The sequence below is a fragment of the Pseudomonas knackmussii B13 genome (assembly GCF_000689415.1).
Lineage (GTDB): Bacteria > Pseudomonadota > Gammaproteobacteria > Pseudomonadales > Pseudomonadaceae > Pseudomonas > Pseudomonas knackmussii.
This window is the reverse complement of sequence record NZ_HG322950.1, coordinates 3,188,429-3,203,190: the sequence shown is the minus strand read 5'-3', so window position 1 is coordinate 3,203,190 and position 14,762 is coordinate 3,188,429. Positions and strand designations below refer to the sequence as shown.

Annotated in this window: 14 protein-coding genes; 5 read left to right on the top strand and 9 right to left on the bottom strand. The window is 67.5% G+C overall.

Annotated elements, in window-relative coordinates:
• Positions 1-99: 99 nt before the first annotated feature.
• Entirely contained in the window at positions 100-582 is a 483-nt protein-coding gene (locus PKB_RS14970; protein ID WP_043252909.1) for an HvfX family Cu-binding RiPP maturation protein, read from the bottom strand.
• Between the two features lie 25 nt (positions 583-607).
• Positions 608-1,243, bottom strand: a complete 636-nt coding sequence (locus PKB_RS14965; protein WP_043252907.1) for a ferric reductase-like transmembrane domain-containing protein — start codon at positions 1,241-1,243, stop codon at positions 608-610.
• A gap of 545 nt (positions 1,244-1,788) precedes the next feature.
• Between PKB_RS14965 and PKB_RS30350 the strand changes: the two genes are divergently transcribed.
• Both PKB_RS30350 and PKB_RS14960 read left to right on the top strand, forming a co-directional pair.
• Entirely contained in the window at positions 1,789-2,088 is a 300-nt protein-coding gene (locus PKB_RS30350; protein ID WP_197539220.1) for an alpha/beta fold hydrolase, read from the top strand.
• A complete protein-coding gene (locus PKB_RS14960; RefSeq protein WP_197539277.1) occupies positions 2,007-2,696 on the top strand; it encodes an alpha/beta fold hydrolase in 690 nt (229 codons plus the stop codon). The genes PKB_RS30350 and PKB_RS14960 overlap by 82 nt, the downstream gene beginning before the upstream one ends.
• A 110-nt stretch (positions 2,697-2,806) precedes the next feature.
• Here the strand turns inward: PKB_RS14960 and PKB_RS14955 are convergent, their stop codons facing one another.
• Entirely contained in the window at positions 2,807-4,108 is a 1,302-nt protein-coding gene (locus PKB_RS14955; RefSeq protein ID WP_043252905.1) for a sensor histidine kinase, read from the bottom strand.
• On the bottom strand, positions 4,108-4,848 hold the full coding sequence (locus PKB_RS14950; protein WP_043252903.1) for a response regulator: 741 nt from the start codon (positions 4,846-4,848) through the stop codon (positions 4,108-4,110). The genes PKB_RS14955 and PKB_RS14950 overlap by 1 nt, the downstream gene beginning before the upstream one ends.
• A 214-nt stretch (positions 4,849-5,062) precedes the next feature.
• Between PKB_RS14950 and PKB_RS14945 the strand changes: the two genes are divergently transcribed.
• Both PKB_RS14945 and PKB_RS14940 read left to right on the top strand, forming a co-directional pair.
• On the top strand, positions 5,063-5,308 hold the full coding sequence (locus PKB_RS14945; protein ID WP_043252901.1) for a DUF2790 domain-containing protein: 246 nt from the start codon (positions 5,063-5,065) through the stop codon (positions 5,306-5,308).
• Between the two features lie 48 nt (positions 5,309-5,356).
• On the top strand, positions 5,357-6,559 hold the full coding sequence (locus PKB_RS14940; protein WP_043252898.1) for a cytochrome c biogenesis protein DipZ: 1,203 nt from the start codon (positions 5,357-5,359) through the stop codon (positions 6,557-6,559).
• A gap of 42 nt (positions 6,560-6,601) precedes the next feature.
• On the opposite strand, the gene PKB_RS14935 is transcribed toward PKB_RS14940, so the two are convergent.
• Both PKB_RS14935 and PKB_RS14930 read right to left on the bottom strand, forming a co-directional pair.
• Positions 6,602-7,903 carry an ABC transporter ATP-binding protein gene (locus PKB_RS14935; RefSeq protein ID WP_043252895.1) on the bottom strand — a complete coding sequence of 434 codons (1,302 nt, stop codon included), beginning with the start codon at positions 7,901-7,903 and terminating at the stop codon, positions 6,602-6,604.
• 9 nt (positions 7,904-7,912) lie between these two features.
• A complete protein-coding gene (locus PKB_RS14930; RefSeq protein ID WP_043252892.1) occupies positions 7,913-9,634 on the bottom strand; it encodes an ABC transporter permease in 1,722 nt (573 codons plus the stop codon).
• Positions 9,635-9,858: 224 nt separating this feature from the next.
• On the opposite strand from PKB_RS14930, the gene PKB_RS14925 reads away from it, so the two are divergent.
• On the top strand, positions 9,859-10,311 hold the full coding sequence (locus PKB_RS14925; RefSeq protein ID WP_156958037.1) for a hypothetical protein: 453 nt from the start codon (positions 9,859-9,861) through the stop codon (positions 10,309-10,311).
• A 312-nt stretch (positions 10,312-10,623) separates the two neighbouring features.
• Here PKB_RS14925 and PKB_RS14920 read toward each other — a convergent pair whose 3' ends face one another.
• From PKB_RS14920 to PKB_RS14910, 3 genes are all read right to left on the bottom strand, one after another.
• A complete protein-coding gene (locus PKB_RS14920) occupies positions 10,624-12,624 on the bottom strand; it encodes a peptidase U32 family protein (protein ID WP_043257384.1) in 2,001 nt (666 codons plus the stop codon).
• Positions 12,625-12,747: 123 nt separating this feature from the next.
• Positions 12,748-13,128, bottom strand: coding sequence for a RidA family protein (locus PKB_RS14915; RefSeq protein ID WP_043252890.1), 381 nt, complete (start codon positions 13,126-13,128; stop codon positions 12,748-12,750).
• Positions 13,129-13,275: 147 nt separating this feature from the next.
• Positions 13,276-14,712 carry an amidase gene (locus PKB_RS14910; RefSeq protein ID WP_043252889.1) on the bottom strand — a complete coding sequence of 479 codons (1,437 nt, stop codon included), beginning with the start codon at positions 14,710-14,712 and terminating at the stop codon, positions 13,276-13,278.
• Between the last annotated feature and the right edge of the window lie 50 nt (positions 14,713-14,762).

Genomic DNA, 14,762 nt, shown 5'->3' with positions numbered 1-14,762 from the left:
GGGATGCACCGTGCCGAGAATTCGCGGATGAGATCCGCTTACAGGGGGGAAGCGCCGTGCGTTGGGTCCGCGAGCAAGTTCGCTCCTGCAAGCCAAACCTCAGCGCCGGCGCAGCAGCGCATCCAGGCTGAGCCGGCCGGAGCCCTTGAGCATCAGCGGCAGCAGGGCGACCAGGTAGATCAGCGGCAGCTTGTAGTTGCCGAAGCCGTTGTCGCTGATCGAGTAGCCCTGGGCCAGTTCGGCGAGGGTCGACCAGTGTGCCGGCCAGTGCACGGCGGCGATGGCCACGACTGTCACGACTGCCAGCGCCGCCGAGGCGAAGCGGGTGCCCAGGCCCAGCAGCAGGAGCAGCGGGGCGATCAGTTCGGCCCACATCGACACCTGCCAGTCGAAGCTCGCCGGCAGGTAGTTGAAGGGGAAGGGAAAGGCGTCGTGGATCTGCGCGAACCAGTTGTCGCCGTTCCATTTCTCCAGGCCCGATTCGAGGAACTCCCAGGCCAGGAACAGGCGCAGGGGTATGTCGGCGCTCCAGGCGGCGAGGCTGTCGAGCGGGCGGGTGACGGCTTTGATCAGGCTTTGCATGGCTGTTTCCTCGAAAGAAGGGCGATCAACGGGAAGAAAGGGCGAGGGCGGAGCGGCGTTTATGCCCGGCCAGCTTGGCGACGAGCTTGATGACGATGGCGCTGGCGATCAGGGCGAGGCCGACGGCGTACCAGGGGTTCAGCGGGATGCGCTTGTAGAAGGACAGGCAGAAGATCGCTGCCAGCACCCAGGTGCCCGTGCCGTGCAGCAGCTTCCAGGAGCGCGCGCCAAGGGCTTTCACGGCCGCCGGGAAGCTGGTCAGGGTGAGCAGCAGGATGAACACGTAGCCCACCGACCCGGGGATGTTCGCGGCCACCGAGCGGCCGTGCCAGAAGGATTCGGGGAACAGCTTCACGTAGACCAGGATCAGCACGCCGTGGACGAAGTGCGAGAAGGCGAAGGACAGGCCGAGGAAGCGTCGCTCGCGCAGCAGCGCGCGGGTGGCCGGGCTGGGCATGAGGCTGGCGAGCGAGGAGGCGAGGAAGGTCGCCGGGAAGATCGCGAACGAGGTGCGCGCGGTGACGCGGATGGCGCTGCGCAGCGCTTCGACCCATTGCGGCTGGGCGGCCAGCGCTAGCGCAGTGGCGACGAGTACGGCGAGTGCGAGCAGGGCGAACAGGCGCCAGCCGTGCAGGCTGGGTCGGGCGAGGGGTCGGGACATGGCGGGCTCCTTGGGCCTGAGCGCGACTGGCGGGGTGCCGTCGCTGCTCGTGGTGCCATGTTCCCGGGGCGGCGTATCCCGGATGTGTCCCGCCGCGGGCCGTTATGTATCCCTGTGTATGGGGCGCTTCTGCTGCACGTTGGGTCTGCTAGCCAGCCAAGGCTGCGATGGGCCTTTTGCGGTGCTCAAGACGCCGAGCCGAAGCGGTCCGCGGGAAACGCGATGAGCACCCGCGTCCTGGCGGGAACGAAGTCGCTTGCGACCCTGAGCGCGTGGATCCGGGGCATCGAACCTGCCAGTCGCGATTCTGGCCAGGCTGTCAGGTGCACCGATATGCGCCTTGCTGGCCGCTATCAGGTACGAGGCGCACTATGCGGGGACGTCAGTTTCGTCCGGGCCTTCATTTGTATTCCAGCGTATCGGCTGGGGCTGCGGATACCTGGCGAGGCGAGTGCTCGCAGTGGCCGTGATACGCGAGATACAAGCCGTTCCTTCAATGCTGCAGGCCCAGCGGTTTGCTGGGCGATTCAGCGGAGGTGATAGACATGAAAGAAAACTCCACGGCTCGTTTGTCCGGTACTGCGCAGACACCCGAATTCGGCTATGTGCGGATCGACGCCGATATCCAGCTCAGGCGCATGCGGGTGCGGTGCGTCAGCCCGAAAGGGACCGTACTGTTCGTCCATGGTTTTCCCGAAACGATCTATGCCTGGCAGGACATTGCCGCGGCGTTGGGCGCGGAATATGAGGTGCATGCCTTCGACTGGCCCGGATATGGCCAGTCGTCGCGGCCCTCCGCGCCGCCCGGTTCGCCTATGCGCCAAGGGACTACGCCAGGGTCCTGAGGGGTTACATCGAGCAGGCCGGGATCGACCGGCGCAACCTGGTGATCTACGCAACCGACATCGGTGCCTTGCCCGCGCTGCTCGCAGCCATCGACGAACCAGGGCTCGCCAGGCGCATCATCGTGGGCGACTTCGCCCCCTTCGACCGTCCGCAGTACATGCAGGAGCGCCTGCAGAGCATGAAAGACCCCGCCTCGGCAGAGGCCATGCGGGCTGCCTTCAACGCAACGCGCGACGAGATTCTCCAGAACGTGTTCACCCGAGGCCTGCCTGCGACCTCGCACTATGGCATTTCGGACGCATTCCGGGAGGACCTGGCGAAGGGCTGGCCCAGCGGCGAACTGACGCCAGCCGATGCCTTCTATCACTACTATTCGCACTTCACCCGCGACCAGCAGTACTTCGAGTCGAACCTGGCGAAACTCAATACACCGGTCTCGGTGGTGTGGGGCGAGCAGGACATTCTCATCAGCAAGGACATGGGCGAGGAACTGGCCAGTCGCGCACATGCGCCGCTGCGAATCCTTGCCGGTATCGGCCACTTTCCGCACCTGCAGGACAGCGCAGCAACGGTCGCCGAGGTGCGAGCCGCATTCGAGGCGGAGTGATCCTGGCTTGCATTGCGCCATGGACGGCGCTGACGGGGTTGAGCGTCGTCAGCCGAGTTGGTTGGCAAGGCAACAAAGGCAGGGGCCGGATGCTGTTTCTGCGCGGGCCGCTATGTCTGCGCGTGTATCGGCAGCTCCAGTTGCGCGCAGAGTCCGCCACCTTCACGGTTGCTCAGGCTCAGCCGGCCGCCCAGGGCCTGGCTCAGCTGCTGGGCGATGGCCAGGCCCAGGCCGGTGCCGCCGGTGCTGCGGTTGCGCGAGCTTTCCACGCGGTAGAAGGGCTTGAAGACTTCCTCCAGCTCGGCCTCGGCAATGCCCGGGCCGCGATCGGAGACGCGGATACAGACGCGTTCGGCGTCGCGCTGTACGTCCAGCTCGGCGGCGCCGCCGAACTTCAGGGCGTTGTCCAGCAGGTTGCCGACGACGCGGCGCAACGCGTGGGGGCGAGTATCCAAGGAGACGCCGGATTTGCCCTCGAGGCTTACGTCCTGCCCGGCGTCCTGGTAGTCGAGCACCAGGCTGTCGAGGAAGGCGTCGAGATTGACGCGCTGCTGCGCCTCGCTGGCGCCATCCATGCTGCGCGCATAGGCCACGCCTTCGCGGACCAGGTGCTGCATTTCATTCAGGTCGCTCCACAGGCGTTCGCGTTCGTGGCTTTCGTCCATCTGTTCGACGCGCAGCTTCATCCGCGTGATGGGCGTCTGCAGGTCGTGGGAGATGGCGGCGAGCAGTTGCATGCGCTCCTTCAGGTAGTCGCCGATGCGCCCGTGCAGGGCATTGAGCGCGCGGGCGGCGTGGGCGACTTCGCGCGGGCCGCCTTCGTCCAGGTGCGGTGCTTCGGCATTCGGGTCGAGGTGGTCGACGGCTTGCGCGAGGCGGGTCAGCGGGCGGATCGCCATGCGCACCGCGAGCCAGGTACAGAGCAGCAGCAGGACCAGTTGCACGACCAGCACGACGGGCAGCCATTGCGCCACCGGGATGGGCTTGGGGGTGACATCCAGGGTCAGCGGCTGGCCGTCGCTCAGGCGCATGTGCGCCTGGAAGCGTGCCTGCGGGCCGGGAACGCTCTCGAAGTGCAGGCCGAAGCGCTGGCCGACCGCCTGCTGGATGGTGGGCACGGCCATGGGCAGGTTCTTCGGATCGAGGGGGACGCCGGGCAAGCCTTCGTCCAGGCGATAGCGGTAATTGGGCCGATCCAGCAGCGGCAGCCAGGCGGCGCGTTCGCTGGCCGGCAGGCGGTCGAGCAGGGCGACGGCGGTGCCGACGTCGGTCTCCAGGTTGCCGAGCATGATGCTGCGCCCGGTCTGGTAGCGCTCGTAGAACTGCGAGCTGAACGACAGCCCGTAGGCCAGCAGCAGGCCGCCGAGGAAGATCAGCGCCAGGCGCGCGGCGAGGGTACGGGGCAGGCGCATCAGGCGTGGGGCTCGATCAGTTGGACGGGCAGGGCGAACACGTAGCCTTCGTTGCGCACGGTCTTGATGCAGTCCGGCTCGCGGGCGTCGTCTTCCAGGCGTTGGCGCAGGCGGCTGACCAGCAGGTCGATGGAGCGGTCGAAGATGTCCGCTTCGCGGCCCTGGGTGAGGTTGAGCAACTGCTCGCGGCTGAGCACGCGTTGCGGGTGGTCGAGGAACACGCGCAGCAGGCGGTACTCGGCGCCGCTCAGGGCGACCATGGTGTCGTCGGTGTCGAGCAGGTGCCGCGCGGTGGTGTCCAGGCGCCACTTGCCGAAGCCGATCAGGCGGCTGGCTTCGCTGATCTGCAGGTTTGGCGGCAGCATGCGCGTGCGGCGCAGCACGGCGTTTATCCGCGCGAGCAGCTCGCGGGCGGAGAAGGGCTTGGTCAGGTAGTCGTCGGCGCCCATCTCCAGGCCGATGATGCGGTCGGTCTCGTCGTTGCGCGCGGTGAGCATCAGCACCGGCGTGGCCTTGTGCTTGCCCACCCGCAGCTCGCGGCACAGCTTCAGGCCGTCGTCGCCGGGCATCATGATGTCGAGGACGATGAGGTCTACCGAATTGCCGTCGAGGAAGGCGCGCATCTGCCGGCCATCCGCCGCGAGGCTCACGCGCAGGCCGTTCTTCTTCAGGTAGTTGCCGACCAGCTCGCGGATTTCCCGGTCGTCGTCGACGATCAGGATGTGGTCGATATGGTCCATGGCAGTTCCTCGCGAATTTGTCTTGGGGGCCAGTGTATCGGGCGCGCCGGCGCTTGCCTGCCACCCTTTGTATTCCACTGTATCCGCTCGCACTACAGATACCTCGGGCAGCATTCGCGGCCTCTCGCCGACACAGTGGCGATACCCCCGGGCCTTCAAATGGACGCCAACGGAAGCCAACGGGCTTTCGCCTTCATCCATCGAGGACACCGACATGAAAAAGCGCTTCCTGACCGCCGGCCTGCTGGCCCTGATCGCTCCCCTGGCCAGTTTTGCCGCCCCCGTCGAGCAGTACCACTACGGCCAGACGCTGGACGTGAAGCAGGTGCTGAGCATCCACGAAGACGCCGCGCCCTCCTGCGGGGTGGTGAACGCCCGCATGGATTACCTGGACTCCCACGGCCAGCCGCACAGCCTGGCCTACCAGAAGTTCGCTAGTGACTGTGCCGATGGCGGCTGATCCGCTCTTCCGGGGGCGCGCGTCCATATTGAATCCGACGAGGTTTCCATGCTGCTCATTGCCTTTCTCGGCGGGGTGCTGACCTTGCTCAGCCCCTGCATCCTTCCGGTACTCCCGCTGCTGCTGCCGCGTGCCGGTGGCCCGGCCTGGGTGCCGCTGCTGAACCTGGCGGGCATGGCCAGCGGCTTCGCCGCGCTGGCCAGCCTGGCTGCGCTGTCCGGCGCCTGGGTGGTACAGGCCAGCCAGTACGGCCGCTACCTGGCGTTGCTGTTGCTCGCGTTGTCGGCGGCGTCGCTGTTGTCGGCTCGCCTGGGCACCTGGCTGGCGCGTCCGTGGGTGCGCCTGGGCGAACGTTTGCATGGCGACGCCCAGGGGCTGCCGAAGGCGCTTTCGGCATTCCTGCTCGGCGGCGCCACCGGGTTGCTGTGGGCGCCGTGCGCCGGGCCGATCCTTGGCCTGATCCTTTCCGGGGCCATGCTCCAGGGGCCTAGCGCCTCCACCAGTCTGCTGCTGCTCAGCTATGGGTTGGGTAGTGCGTTGGCGCTCGGCGTGCTGCTATTCGCTGGCCGTGCCTTCTACCAGCGTGCCCGGGCTTCTCTGCCGCGCCTGGAGTGGCTGCGTCGGGGTACCGGTGTACTGGCGCTGCTTGCGCTGGTCGGCATCGCCAGCGGCGTCGATGCAAAACTGGTGGGCGGCTCGTCGCGCTTTGGCGCGGGAATCGAACGCCAGGTGCTGGAAGGCGTGCCGGCGCTGCTGGCGAAGCTGGTGCCGGCGGCCCACGCCGAAAGCCTGCCGGACCTCGGCGCGATGCCGGCGCTGGAAGGCGCAACCCAGTGGCTGAACGGCCCGGCGCTGGACAGCGCGAGCCTGCGCGGCAAGGTGGTCCTGGTGGACTTCTGGACCTACGACTGCATCAACTGCCAGCACGCGCTGCCCTACGTGAACCAGTGGGCGAAGCGCTATGCCGACCAGGGCCTGGTGGTGATCGGTGTGCACACGCCCGAGTACCCCTACGAGCGCATCCTCGACAACGTGAAGAAGGCGGTGGCCGAGCACGGCATCCAGTACCCGGTGGCCATCGACAACCAGTACCGGGTGTGGAACGCCTTCACCAACCAGTACTGGCCCGCGCATTACTTCATTGATGCCCAGGGGCGCATCCGTCATGTGGCGATCGGCGAGGGCGACTACGACGAGCAGGAGGTGGTGATCCGCGAGCTGCTGCACGAGAAGGACGCGGCGAAGCAATAAGCGCAAGGAAACTGCCCATTCGAATTCGAGCGGGCAGTGGTTTCAGGACTCCGGCGTGGCGACCTTCGCCAGGGTCAGGCGGCGGGTATGGAAGTCGTACTCGTAGAGCTCGGCATAGCGACCCCACTCGATGGCCACCTTGAGCACGCGCTCGGCTTCCTCGGCATCCATGTGGTCTTCCAGGCGTTCGAGCACGCTGCGTTCCAGTACGCCGGCCGGCTCCAGGTGCAGGCTGTCGAGGATGTAGCCGATCAGCGCCACACGGTTGCGGCACTGGCGCGCGAACAGGTCCTGGCGCCGCGCCTGGCGGGCGGTCACGTAGTTGCGGCCCTGGCGGGTGAGGCGGATGTCGCCCTCGATCACCTGGGCGAAGCCGAGCAGGCCGAGCGCTTCGTAGATCGGGAACAGCACCTCGTCGGGCAGCTCGGTTTCCTCAGCCAGGTGCGGCAGGTCGGCCTGGCCGTCGAAGGGTTCGGCGGCGATGAGTTCGAGCACGCTCTCCATCCGCGCGATGTCGGCGTCGGGCAGGCGATAGCCCAGTTCCACGGCCGGCGGCGCACCGGCGGCAGCGGCCACTTCCGGGCGCTGGGTCATGAGCGCGTAGACCTCGTCGATCAGCGCGCGGACTTCCGCCGAGTCGGCATTGCGCGGGCGCGGCAGGTCGATGCGCAGCTCCGAGCGCACGCGGCCCGGATCGCTGGAGAGGATGAGGATGCGGTCGGCCATCATCACCGTCTCCTCGATGTTGTGCGACACCACCAGGATGCTGCGGGTGGTGATGCGGTGTTCTTCCCAGAGTTCGAGCATGTCGTCGCGCAGGGTTTCGCCGGTTAGCACGTCGAGCGCGGAGAACGCCTCGTCCATCAGCAGCACTTCGGGGTTCATCACCAGGGCGCGGGCGATGCCCACGCGCTGGCGCATGCCGCCGGAGAGTTCGCGCGGCAGGGCGCCGCCGAAGCCGGCCAGGCCGATCAATTCCAGCGCGGCGTTGGCCAGCCGCGCGCGCTCGGCGGTGGCCACGCCCTGGGCTTCCAGGCCGAGTTCGACGTTCTGCTGCACGGTCAGCCAGGGGAACAGCGCGAAGGACTGGAAGACCATGGCCACGCCACCCACCGGGCCGTGGATCGGCTGGCCGCGGTAGGTGACGCTGCCGCGGTCGGCGCCGACCAGCCCGGCGATGATCCGCAGCAGGGTCGATTTGCCCGAGCCGGAACGGCCGAGCAGGGCGACGATCTCCCGTTCGTTGAGGTGGAAATCGACCCCTTCCAGCACCGTGCGCGGGGTGCCGTCGGACGCCTGGAAGGCCTTGCTGACGGCCTTGAGTTCGATCAGCGGTTGTTTCATCTGAAGTCCTCAGCGACGGTTTTCGGCGAGCAGGTACAGGCGGCGCCAGAAGAAGCGGTTGAGCAGCATCACGTAGATGCACATCACGCCGATGCCCAGGGCGATGCGGTGGAAGTCGCCGGCGTCGGTCATCTGCTTGATGTAGCTGCCCAGGCCGTTGGCCACGAGCGAGGTGTCGCCCCAGCTGACGTACTCGGCGACGATGCTGGCGTTCCACGAGCCGCCCCCCGCGGTGATGGCGCCGGTGACGAAGCTGGGGAACACCGCCGGCAGGTACACGCGCTTCCACTTCAGCCAGCCGCGCAAGCCGAGGTTGTCGGCGGCCAGGCGCAGCTCGTAGGGGATGGTCGCGGCACCGGCGACCACGTTGAACAGGATGTACCACTGGGTACCGAACACCATCAGCGGGCTCAGCCAGATGTTCGGGTTGAGCTGGAAGTGCACCAGCGCCAGGACCACCAGCGGGAACAGCAGGTTGACCGGGAAGGCGGCGAGGAACTGCGCCAGTGCCTGGACCTTCTGCGAGTAGCGCGGGCGCAGGCCGATCCAGATCGACAGCGGCACCCACACCAGCGAGGCCAGGCCGATCAGCAGCATCACCCGGCACAGGGTGATCAGGCCCAGGCCGACCACGTGCAGGGCCTCGCCCCAGCCGACGTCCTGGTGCACGAACAGGCCCAGGCGGAAGAAAGCAAAGGCGCAGGCCAGCACCAGGATCACGTCCCAGGCGCGCGGCCACCAGCTCGGCAGGCGCACCCACTGGCGCTTGGCGACGGTGCCGTCGTGGCGCTGGGCGAACCAGCCCATGGCCTGCTGGAAACCGTTCGCCAGCCACTCGCCGATGGCGCTCAGCCAGCGGCTGCGGCGCGCCCAGTCGAGCAGCCAGGAACGCTGCGCGGTGTCGCCCTGGGTGTCCTCGAAGCGGAAACGGTCGGCCCAGGCCAGCAGCGGGCGGAAGAACAGCTGGTCGTAGAGCAGGATGCCGGCAAGCATCGCGCCGATGGCCCAGGCGATGGCGCCGAGGTTGCGCTGGTCGATGGCCACGGCGATGTAGGAGCCGATGCCGGGCAGCTTGATGTCCTGCCCGGCCACCGAGATGGCCTCGGCGGCAACCAGGAAGAACCAGCCGCCGGACATCGACATCATCATGTTCCACAGCAGCCCGGGCATGGCGAAGGGCAGTTCCAGGCGCCAGAAGCGCTGCCAGGCGGAGAGGCGGAAAATCCGCGCGGCTTCGTTCAGCTCCGGCGGTACGGTGCGGAACGACTGGTACAGGCTCAGCGCCATGTTCCATGCCTGGGAGGTGAAGATGGCGAAGATCGCCGCGCATTCCACGCCCAGCAGGTTGCCGGGGAAGAGCGCGATGAAGGGCGCGATGGCGATGGCCTGGAAGCCGAGAATCGGCACCGACTGCAGCACGTCCAGCAGCGGGATCATGGCCTTCTCGGCGGCGCGGTACTTGGCCGCCAGCGCGGCGAAGACGAAGGCGAACAGCAGGGAGAAGCCCAGCGCGGTGAACATCCGCAGGATGGTGCGCAAGAGGTAGTAGGGCAGGTAGACCGGGTCGAGGCTGATCGGCAGCGCCTGGCCGACCACGAAGGGGCGGCTCATCTGCATTGCGCCATAGGCGGCAAGTACCAGCAGGGCGAGCACCAGCGGCAGGAGGATCCAGTCCCAGCGATTGGGCGCGGCATCCCGCAGGCCTGGCGACGGGGTGAACAGCAGGGCCATGGTCAGGTCTCTTCGCGTCGGAGATTGGGGGGAGCGTTGCGTCCAAGCAGACCGAGTATGGCCCAGGCGGATAACGCTGCCATGACGGCGGCACGCAAGGGCGCGCCGCGGGAGACTAAGTACCGGATGGAGCTTAGGAATTGATTAAGCGAGCGTTGCTTGTCGCTGCCGGGAATTGCTGGCACCGTGCGTGCCGCATCGCTTTGGAAAGGGACCTACTGGGCATGAAAGGGATTTTGCTAGGTGCGCTGCTCGCTTTGGGCGCCCCCGTGGCTCAGGCCGCGCAGCAGCGCTTTGAGTGTGGTGGCGCCCGCGTCGAGATCGATATGTTTTCTGGAGCCGTTCTGCATACCTGGGTTCGGGTGTCGCGTGATGTGCGCTACGTTCAAATGCTCTTGCAGGATGCCGAGTTTCTCGGTGGTCGCTGCCAGCAGGACAGCCAAGGCAGACCCAAGGTGGTGTTCCAGGCCTTCTGCGGAGGAAGCGGCTGCGAGGACCTGCACAACTGGGGAATCATCGATCCCTTAAAAATGCAGACCCTTTTGGCGCCAGCGCCTGGTAATGCCCTCCGCGCGTCGGAGGTCTTGGGCTTTTGCCCAACGCCGCTCGAATTTCGCGAGCTGATGAGTCTGGATCACGAAGCAAGGCTGCGGGGCATTCCTGAGATCAGCGGCTGATGCCGCGGTGCCTGAGTGCGGTACACGGCAGATGATCTGGAGCAAGAGTGTGGTGCGTATATCCGCGAGCGGTTGTACGCCCTACGTCGCCGCGAATTGTGCAGCTCGATTTTTTCGTAGGAGCGAGATTGCTCGCGAATGACCTCGCAGCGGGGCTGTTCGCGAGCAATCTCGTTCCTACGAAAAGCAGCACCGCTCCTTACGCCGAAGCTGCGCGAAAATCCGAGGCTCCATGCCCCAAAAGAAAACGCCGTTCCCCCAGCGGAGGAAACGGCGTTCTTGAGCACCAGGCCCAGCCGCTGAAAACGCGCCTCAGTGCGGCGCGCGGCGGATGGTCTTGAGCAGGTCTTCGGGGGTGATCTGGCCGACGATCTGGTCGACCGCACTGCCCGGCTGCGGCAGGTCGAGGATGTGGCCCTTCATCTTGCCGATCACGTGCATCTCGCACGGCTTGCAGTCGAACTTCAGGGTCAGCACTTCGTCGCCGTGGATCAGCTGCATCGGCGCGACCTTGGTGCGCACGCCGGTGACGCCCTTGGCCTGTTTCGGGCAGAGGTTGAAGGAGAAGCGCAGGCAGTGCTTGGTGATCATCACCGGCACTTCGCCGGGTTCCTCGTGGGCCTCGTAGGCCGCGTCGATCAGCTGCACGCCGTGGCGGTGGTAGAACTCGCGGGCCTTGTGGTTGTACACGTTGGCGAGGAACGACAGGTGCGACTCCGGGTATACCGGCGGCGGGTTGCTCTCGGCCTTGCGGCCGCCGCGCGGGTGCGCCTTCACGCGGGCTTCGGTGAGCGCCTCGATGGCTTCGCGGCGCAGCGACTTGAGCTGCGAATTGGGGATGAAGAAGGCTTGCGGTGCATCCAGCTCGATGCGATCGGCATGGTACTGGGTGGTGCCCAGCTGGCCGAGCAGGTCGTGCAGTTGTTCCAGCGCCTGTTCCGGCTTGTTGGCGGCGCCGAAGGGGCCGTCCAGGGCGACGCTGATGCTCACGCCTTCTTCGCTGGTGGCGGTCAGCTCCAGGCGTTCCTCGCGCAGCTTGGCGACCCACGACAGGCCGACGCGGCGCTCGGCGGAGGTCTTCTGCAGCGCCTGCTGCCAGTTGTGGTCGAGGTTGCGCGACAGCGGGTGGTTCGGCCGCAGGCGGTACATGCCCTCGGGCATCTCGTTGGGCTCGACGCGGTAGCGATAGCGCTTCTCGCCGTCTTCCTCGAACTCGCCTTTTGGCTCGGCGATGTTGGCGCGGAAGCCGACCACCTCGCGCTTGACCAGCACGTTGAGGCCGTCGCCGTTGGTCAGGGGTTCGTGGGTGGCGACGATCAGGTCGCGCTTGCCGACTTTCTCCACCACGCCCACCGGCAGGCCGGTGAAGGTCGGGGTGTCGAAGGCGCCGATGTCGACCTTGCGCTCGGTGACGAAGTAGTCGGTACTGCCGCGGTGGAAGGTCTTGTCCGGGTCGGGCAGGAAGAAGTGCTCGGTGCGACCGCTGGAGGCGCGGGCGAGGTCCGGGCGCTCGGCGAGGATGCCGTCCAGGCGCTGGCGGTAATAGGCGGTGATGTTCTTCACGTAGCCCATGTCCTTGTAGCGCCCTTCGATCTTGAAGGAACGCACGCCGGCGTCGACCAGGGCGCTGAGGTTGGCGCTCTGGTTGTTGTCCTTCATCGACAGCAGGTGTTTCTCGAAGGCCACCACGCGGCCCTGGTCGTCCTTCAGGGTGTACGGCAGGCGGCAGGCCTGCGAGCAGTCGCCGCGGTTGGCGCTGCGGCCGGTCTGCGCGTGGGAGATGTTGCACTGGCCGGAGAAGGCCACGCACAGCGCGCCGTGGATGAAGAATTCGATGGCCGCGTCGGTTTCGTCGGCGATCGCGCGGATTTCCTTCAGGTTCAGTTCGCGGGCCAGCACCAGCTGGGAGAAGCCGGCCTGGTCGAGGAACTTGGCCCGCGCCAGGGTGCGGATGTCGGTCTGGGTGCTGGCGTGCAGCTCGATCGGCGGGATGTCCAGGTCGAGCACGCCCAGGTCCTGCACGATCAGCGCGTCGACGCCGGCATCGTAGAGCTGGTGGATCAGCTTGCGCGCCGGCTCCAGCTCGTCGTCGTGAAGGATGGTGTTGATGGTGACGAACACCCGCGCGTGGAAGCGATGGGCGAATTCCACCAGTTGGGCGATGTCGCTCACCTCGTTGCAGGCGTTGTGACGCGCGCCGAAGCTCGGGCCGCCGATGTACACGGCGTCGGCGCCATGCAGGATGGCTTCGCGGGCGATGCTCACATCGCGGGCGGGGCTGAGCAGTTCGAGGTGGTTCTTGGGCAGGGACATGTTCTTCTTCATCGGGCGTGGCACGGCAAGGCGCGCATTGTACCGGCGAAACGCCCGGCCGGCACCCGTGCGCTGCCCGATGGATGCACCGCCCGGCAGGGCGCCGGGCGATGACGGGGTGGATCAGGCCTTGGCGGCCAGCGCGGTGACTTCCACACGCATGCCTTCGACGGCCAGGGCGGCCACTCCAACGGCGGCGCGCACCGGGTACGGCTTGGCGAAGAAGCGCTGATAGACCTCGTTGAAGGCCGGGCGGTCGGCCATGTCGGTGAGGTAGATGGTCAGGTGCAGGACGCGGTCCATGCCGCTGCCGGCGCGCTCCAGAGCGACCTGCAGGGCGCGAAGGGTGCACTCGCTCTGCGCGACTATGTCGCCCAGCTCCAGGCTGCCGTCTTCGCGGGTGGGGATCTGGGTGGAGACCAGCAGGCCGCCGAAACCGGCGACGTCGGAGGAGATCGACTCCGGATCGGCGTCGGGGATGAAGGTGATGTCTGGGTTTGCCATGGGGGCCTCTCGCGGCAGGTGGGTCAGGGGGCGGCAGCTTAGCGCCAGTCGCGCGCCGCTGCACCTTTGCGCGGGCCCGCCGGGATCAGGTCGTTCGGCGAAAAAAGCCCGGCGGGAGGGCCCGGGCTCGTTCGCGACCGCCGGCCCTCAGTGCCCCAGCGGCGGCAGGCGCTCGGCCCAGGGGTGTGCGCGCTCGAGTTCGGCGGCCAGGCGGAACAGGCTCGCTTCGTCGCCCAGTCGCGCGGCGAACTGCACGCCGATCGGCACGCCCTCGGCGTTCCAGTGCAGCGGCACGCTCATCGCCGGCTGGCCGGTGGCGTTGAACACCGAGGTGAAGGCGGCGAAGGCCTGAGTCCGCTGGATGTAGGGCTCGGGCGGGTCGCCGGCGCGCAGCACCAGCTCGCCGATGGCCGCCGGCGGGCAGGCCATGGTCGGGCTGAGGATCAGGTCGTAGTGCGCCTGGAACGCATTGATTTCGCGGCCCATGCGGTGAAGCGCGCGCTGTGCGAGCACGAAATCGGTGGCGCTCACCTGGCGGCCAAGGGCGGCCACGAGGCGGGTCAGCGGCTCGATGTCATCCGCCCCGGCGCTGCGTCCCACCAGGCCTTCGAGGGTCTGCAGGTTGAGCGCGGCGGAGACCATGAACAGTTTGGCGTAGGCCTGGTTCACCGCGGCGATGTCGCTGACTTGCGGCGCCTCGTCGTGGACCTCGTGGCCCAGCTCGCGGCACAGCGCGGCGGCGGCTTCCACGGCGGCCAGGCAGTCGGCATGCACGGGCACGCCGGACAGCGGCGCGCGCATCACAGCGATGCGCAGGCGCTGGTGCGGCGCGTCGACTTCCTCCAGGTACGGGCGGCTCTTGAAGGGTGCCACGTAGGGCGCGCCGAAGTCCGCCGCCGAGGTGGCGTCGAGCAGCGCCGCGCTGTCGCGCACGGAGATCGAACAGCAGTGCTCGGCAGCCAGCCCGGAAACGCTTTCGCCCAGCTTGGGCCCGGCCGGGTTGCGCCCGCGGCTGGGCTTGAGGCCGAACACGCCGCAGGCGGAGGCGGGGATGCGGATCGAGCCGCCGATGTCGCTGGCGTGGGCGAAGGGCACCAGGCGCGCCGCCACCGCCGCGGCGGCGCCGCCGCTGGAGCCGCCACTGGAGAGTTCGGGGTTCCACGGATTGCGGCAGGGGCCGAAGAGCACCGGTTCGGTGGTTGGGGTTAGGCCGAATTCGGGCGTGCTGCTGCGGCCGACGATGACCAGCCCTGCCGCGCGGTAACGGCGGACGAGTTCGCTGTCATAGTCGGCGCGGTGTTCGGCGCCCAGACGGCTGCCATAGCTGAGCGGCATGCCCGCCTCGGCGCCGCCGGCGAGGTCCTTGAGCAGGAAGGGCACGCCACGGAACGGTCCTTCTGGCAGCGCCCCGCGGGCGCGCTCGCGGGCCTGCTCGAACTGCCGCGAGACCACGGCGTCGAGCGCGGGATCGAGGCGTTCGATGCGGGCAATGGCGCTGTCCACCAGTTCCAGCGGCGTGACTTCGCCGCGCTCGACCAGCAGCGCCTGGGCGGTGGCGTCGAGACGGTGGAGTTCGTCGTTCATGCAGGGCTCCTTGGGGCAGGTGCGCGCGAGCCGCGCGCGGATGGCTACAG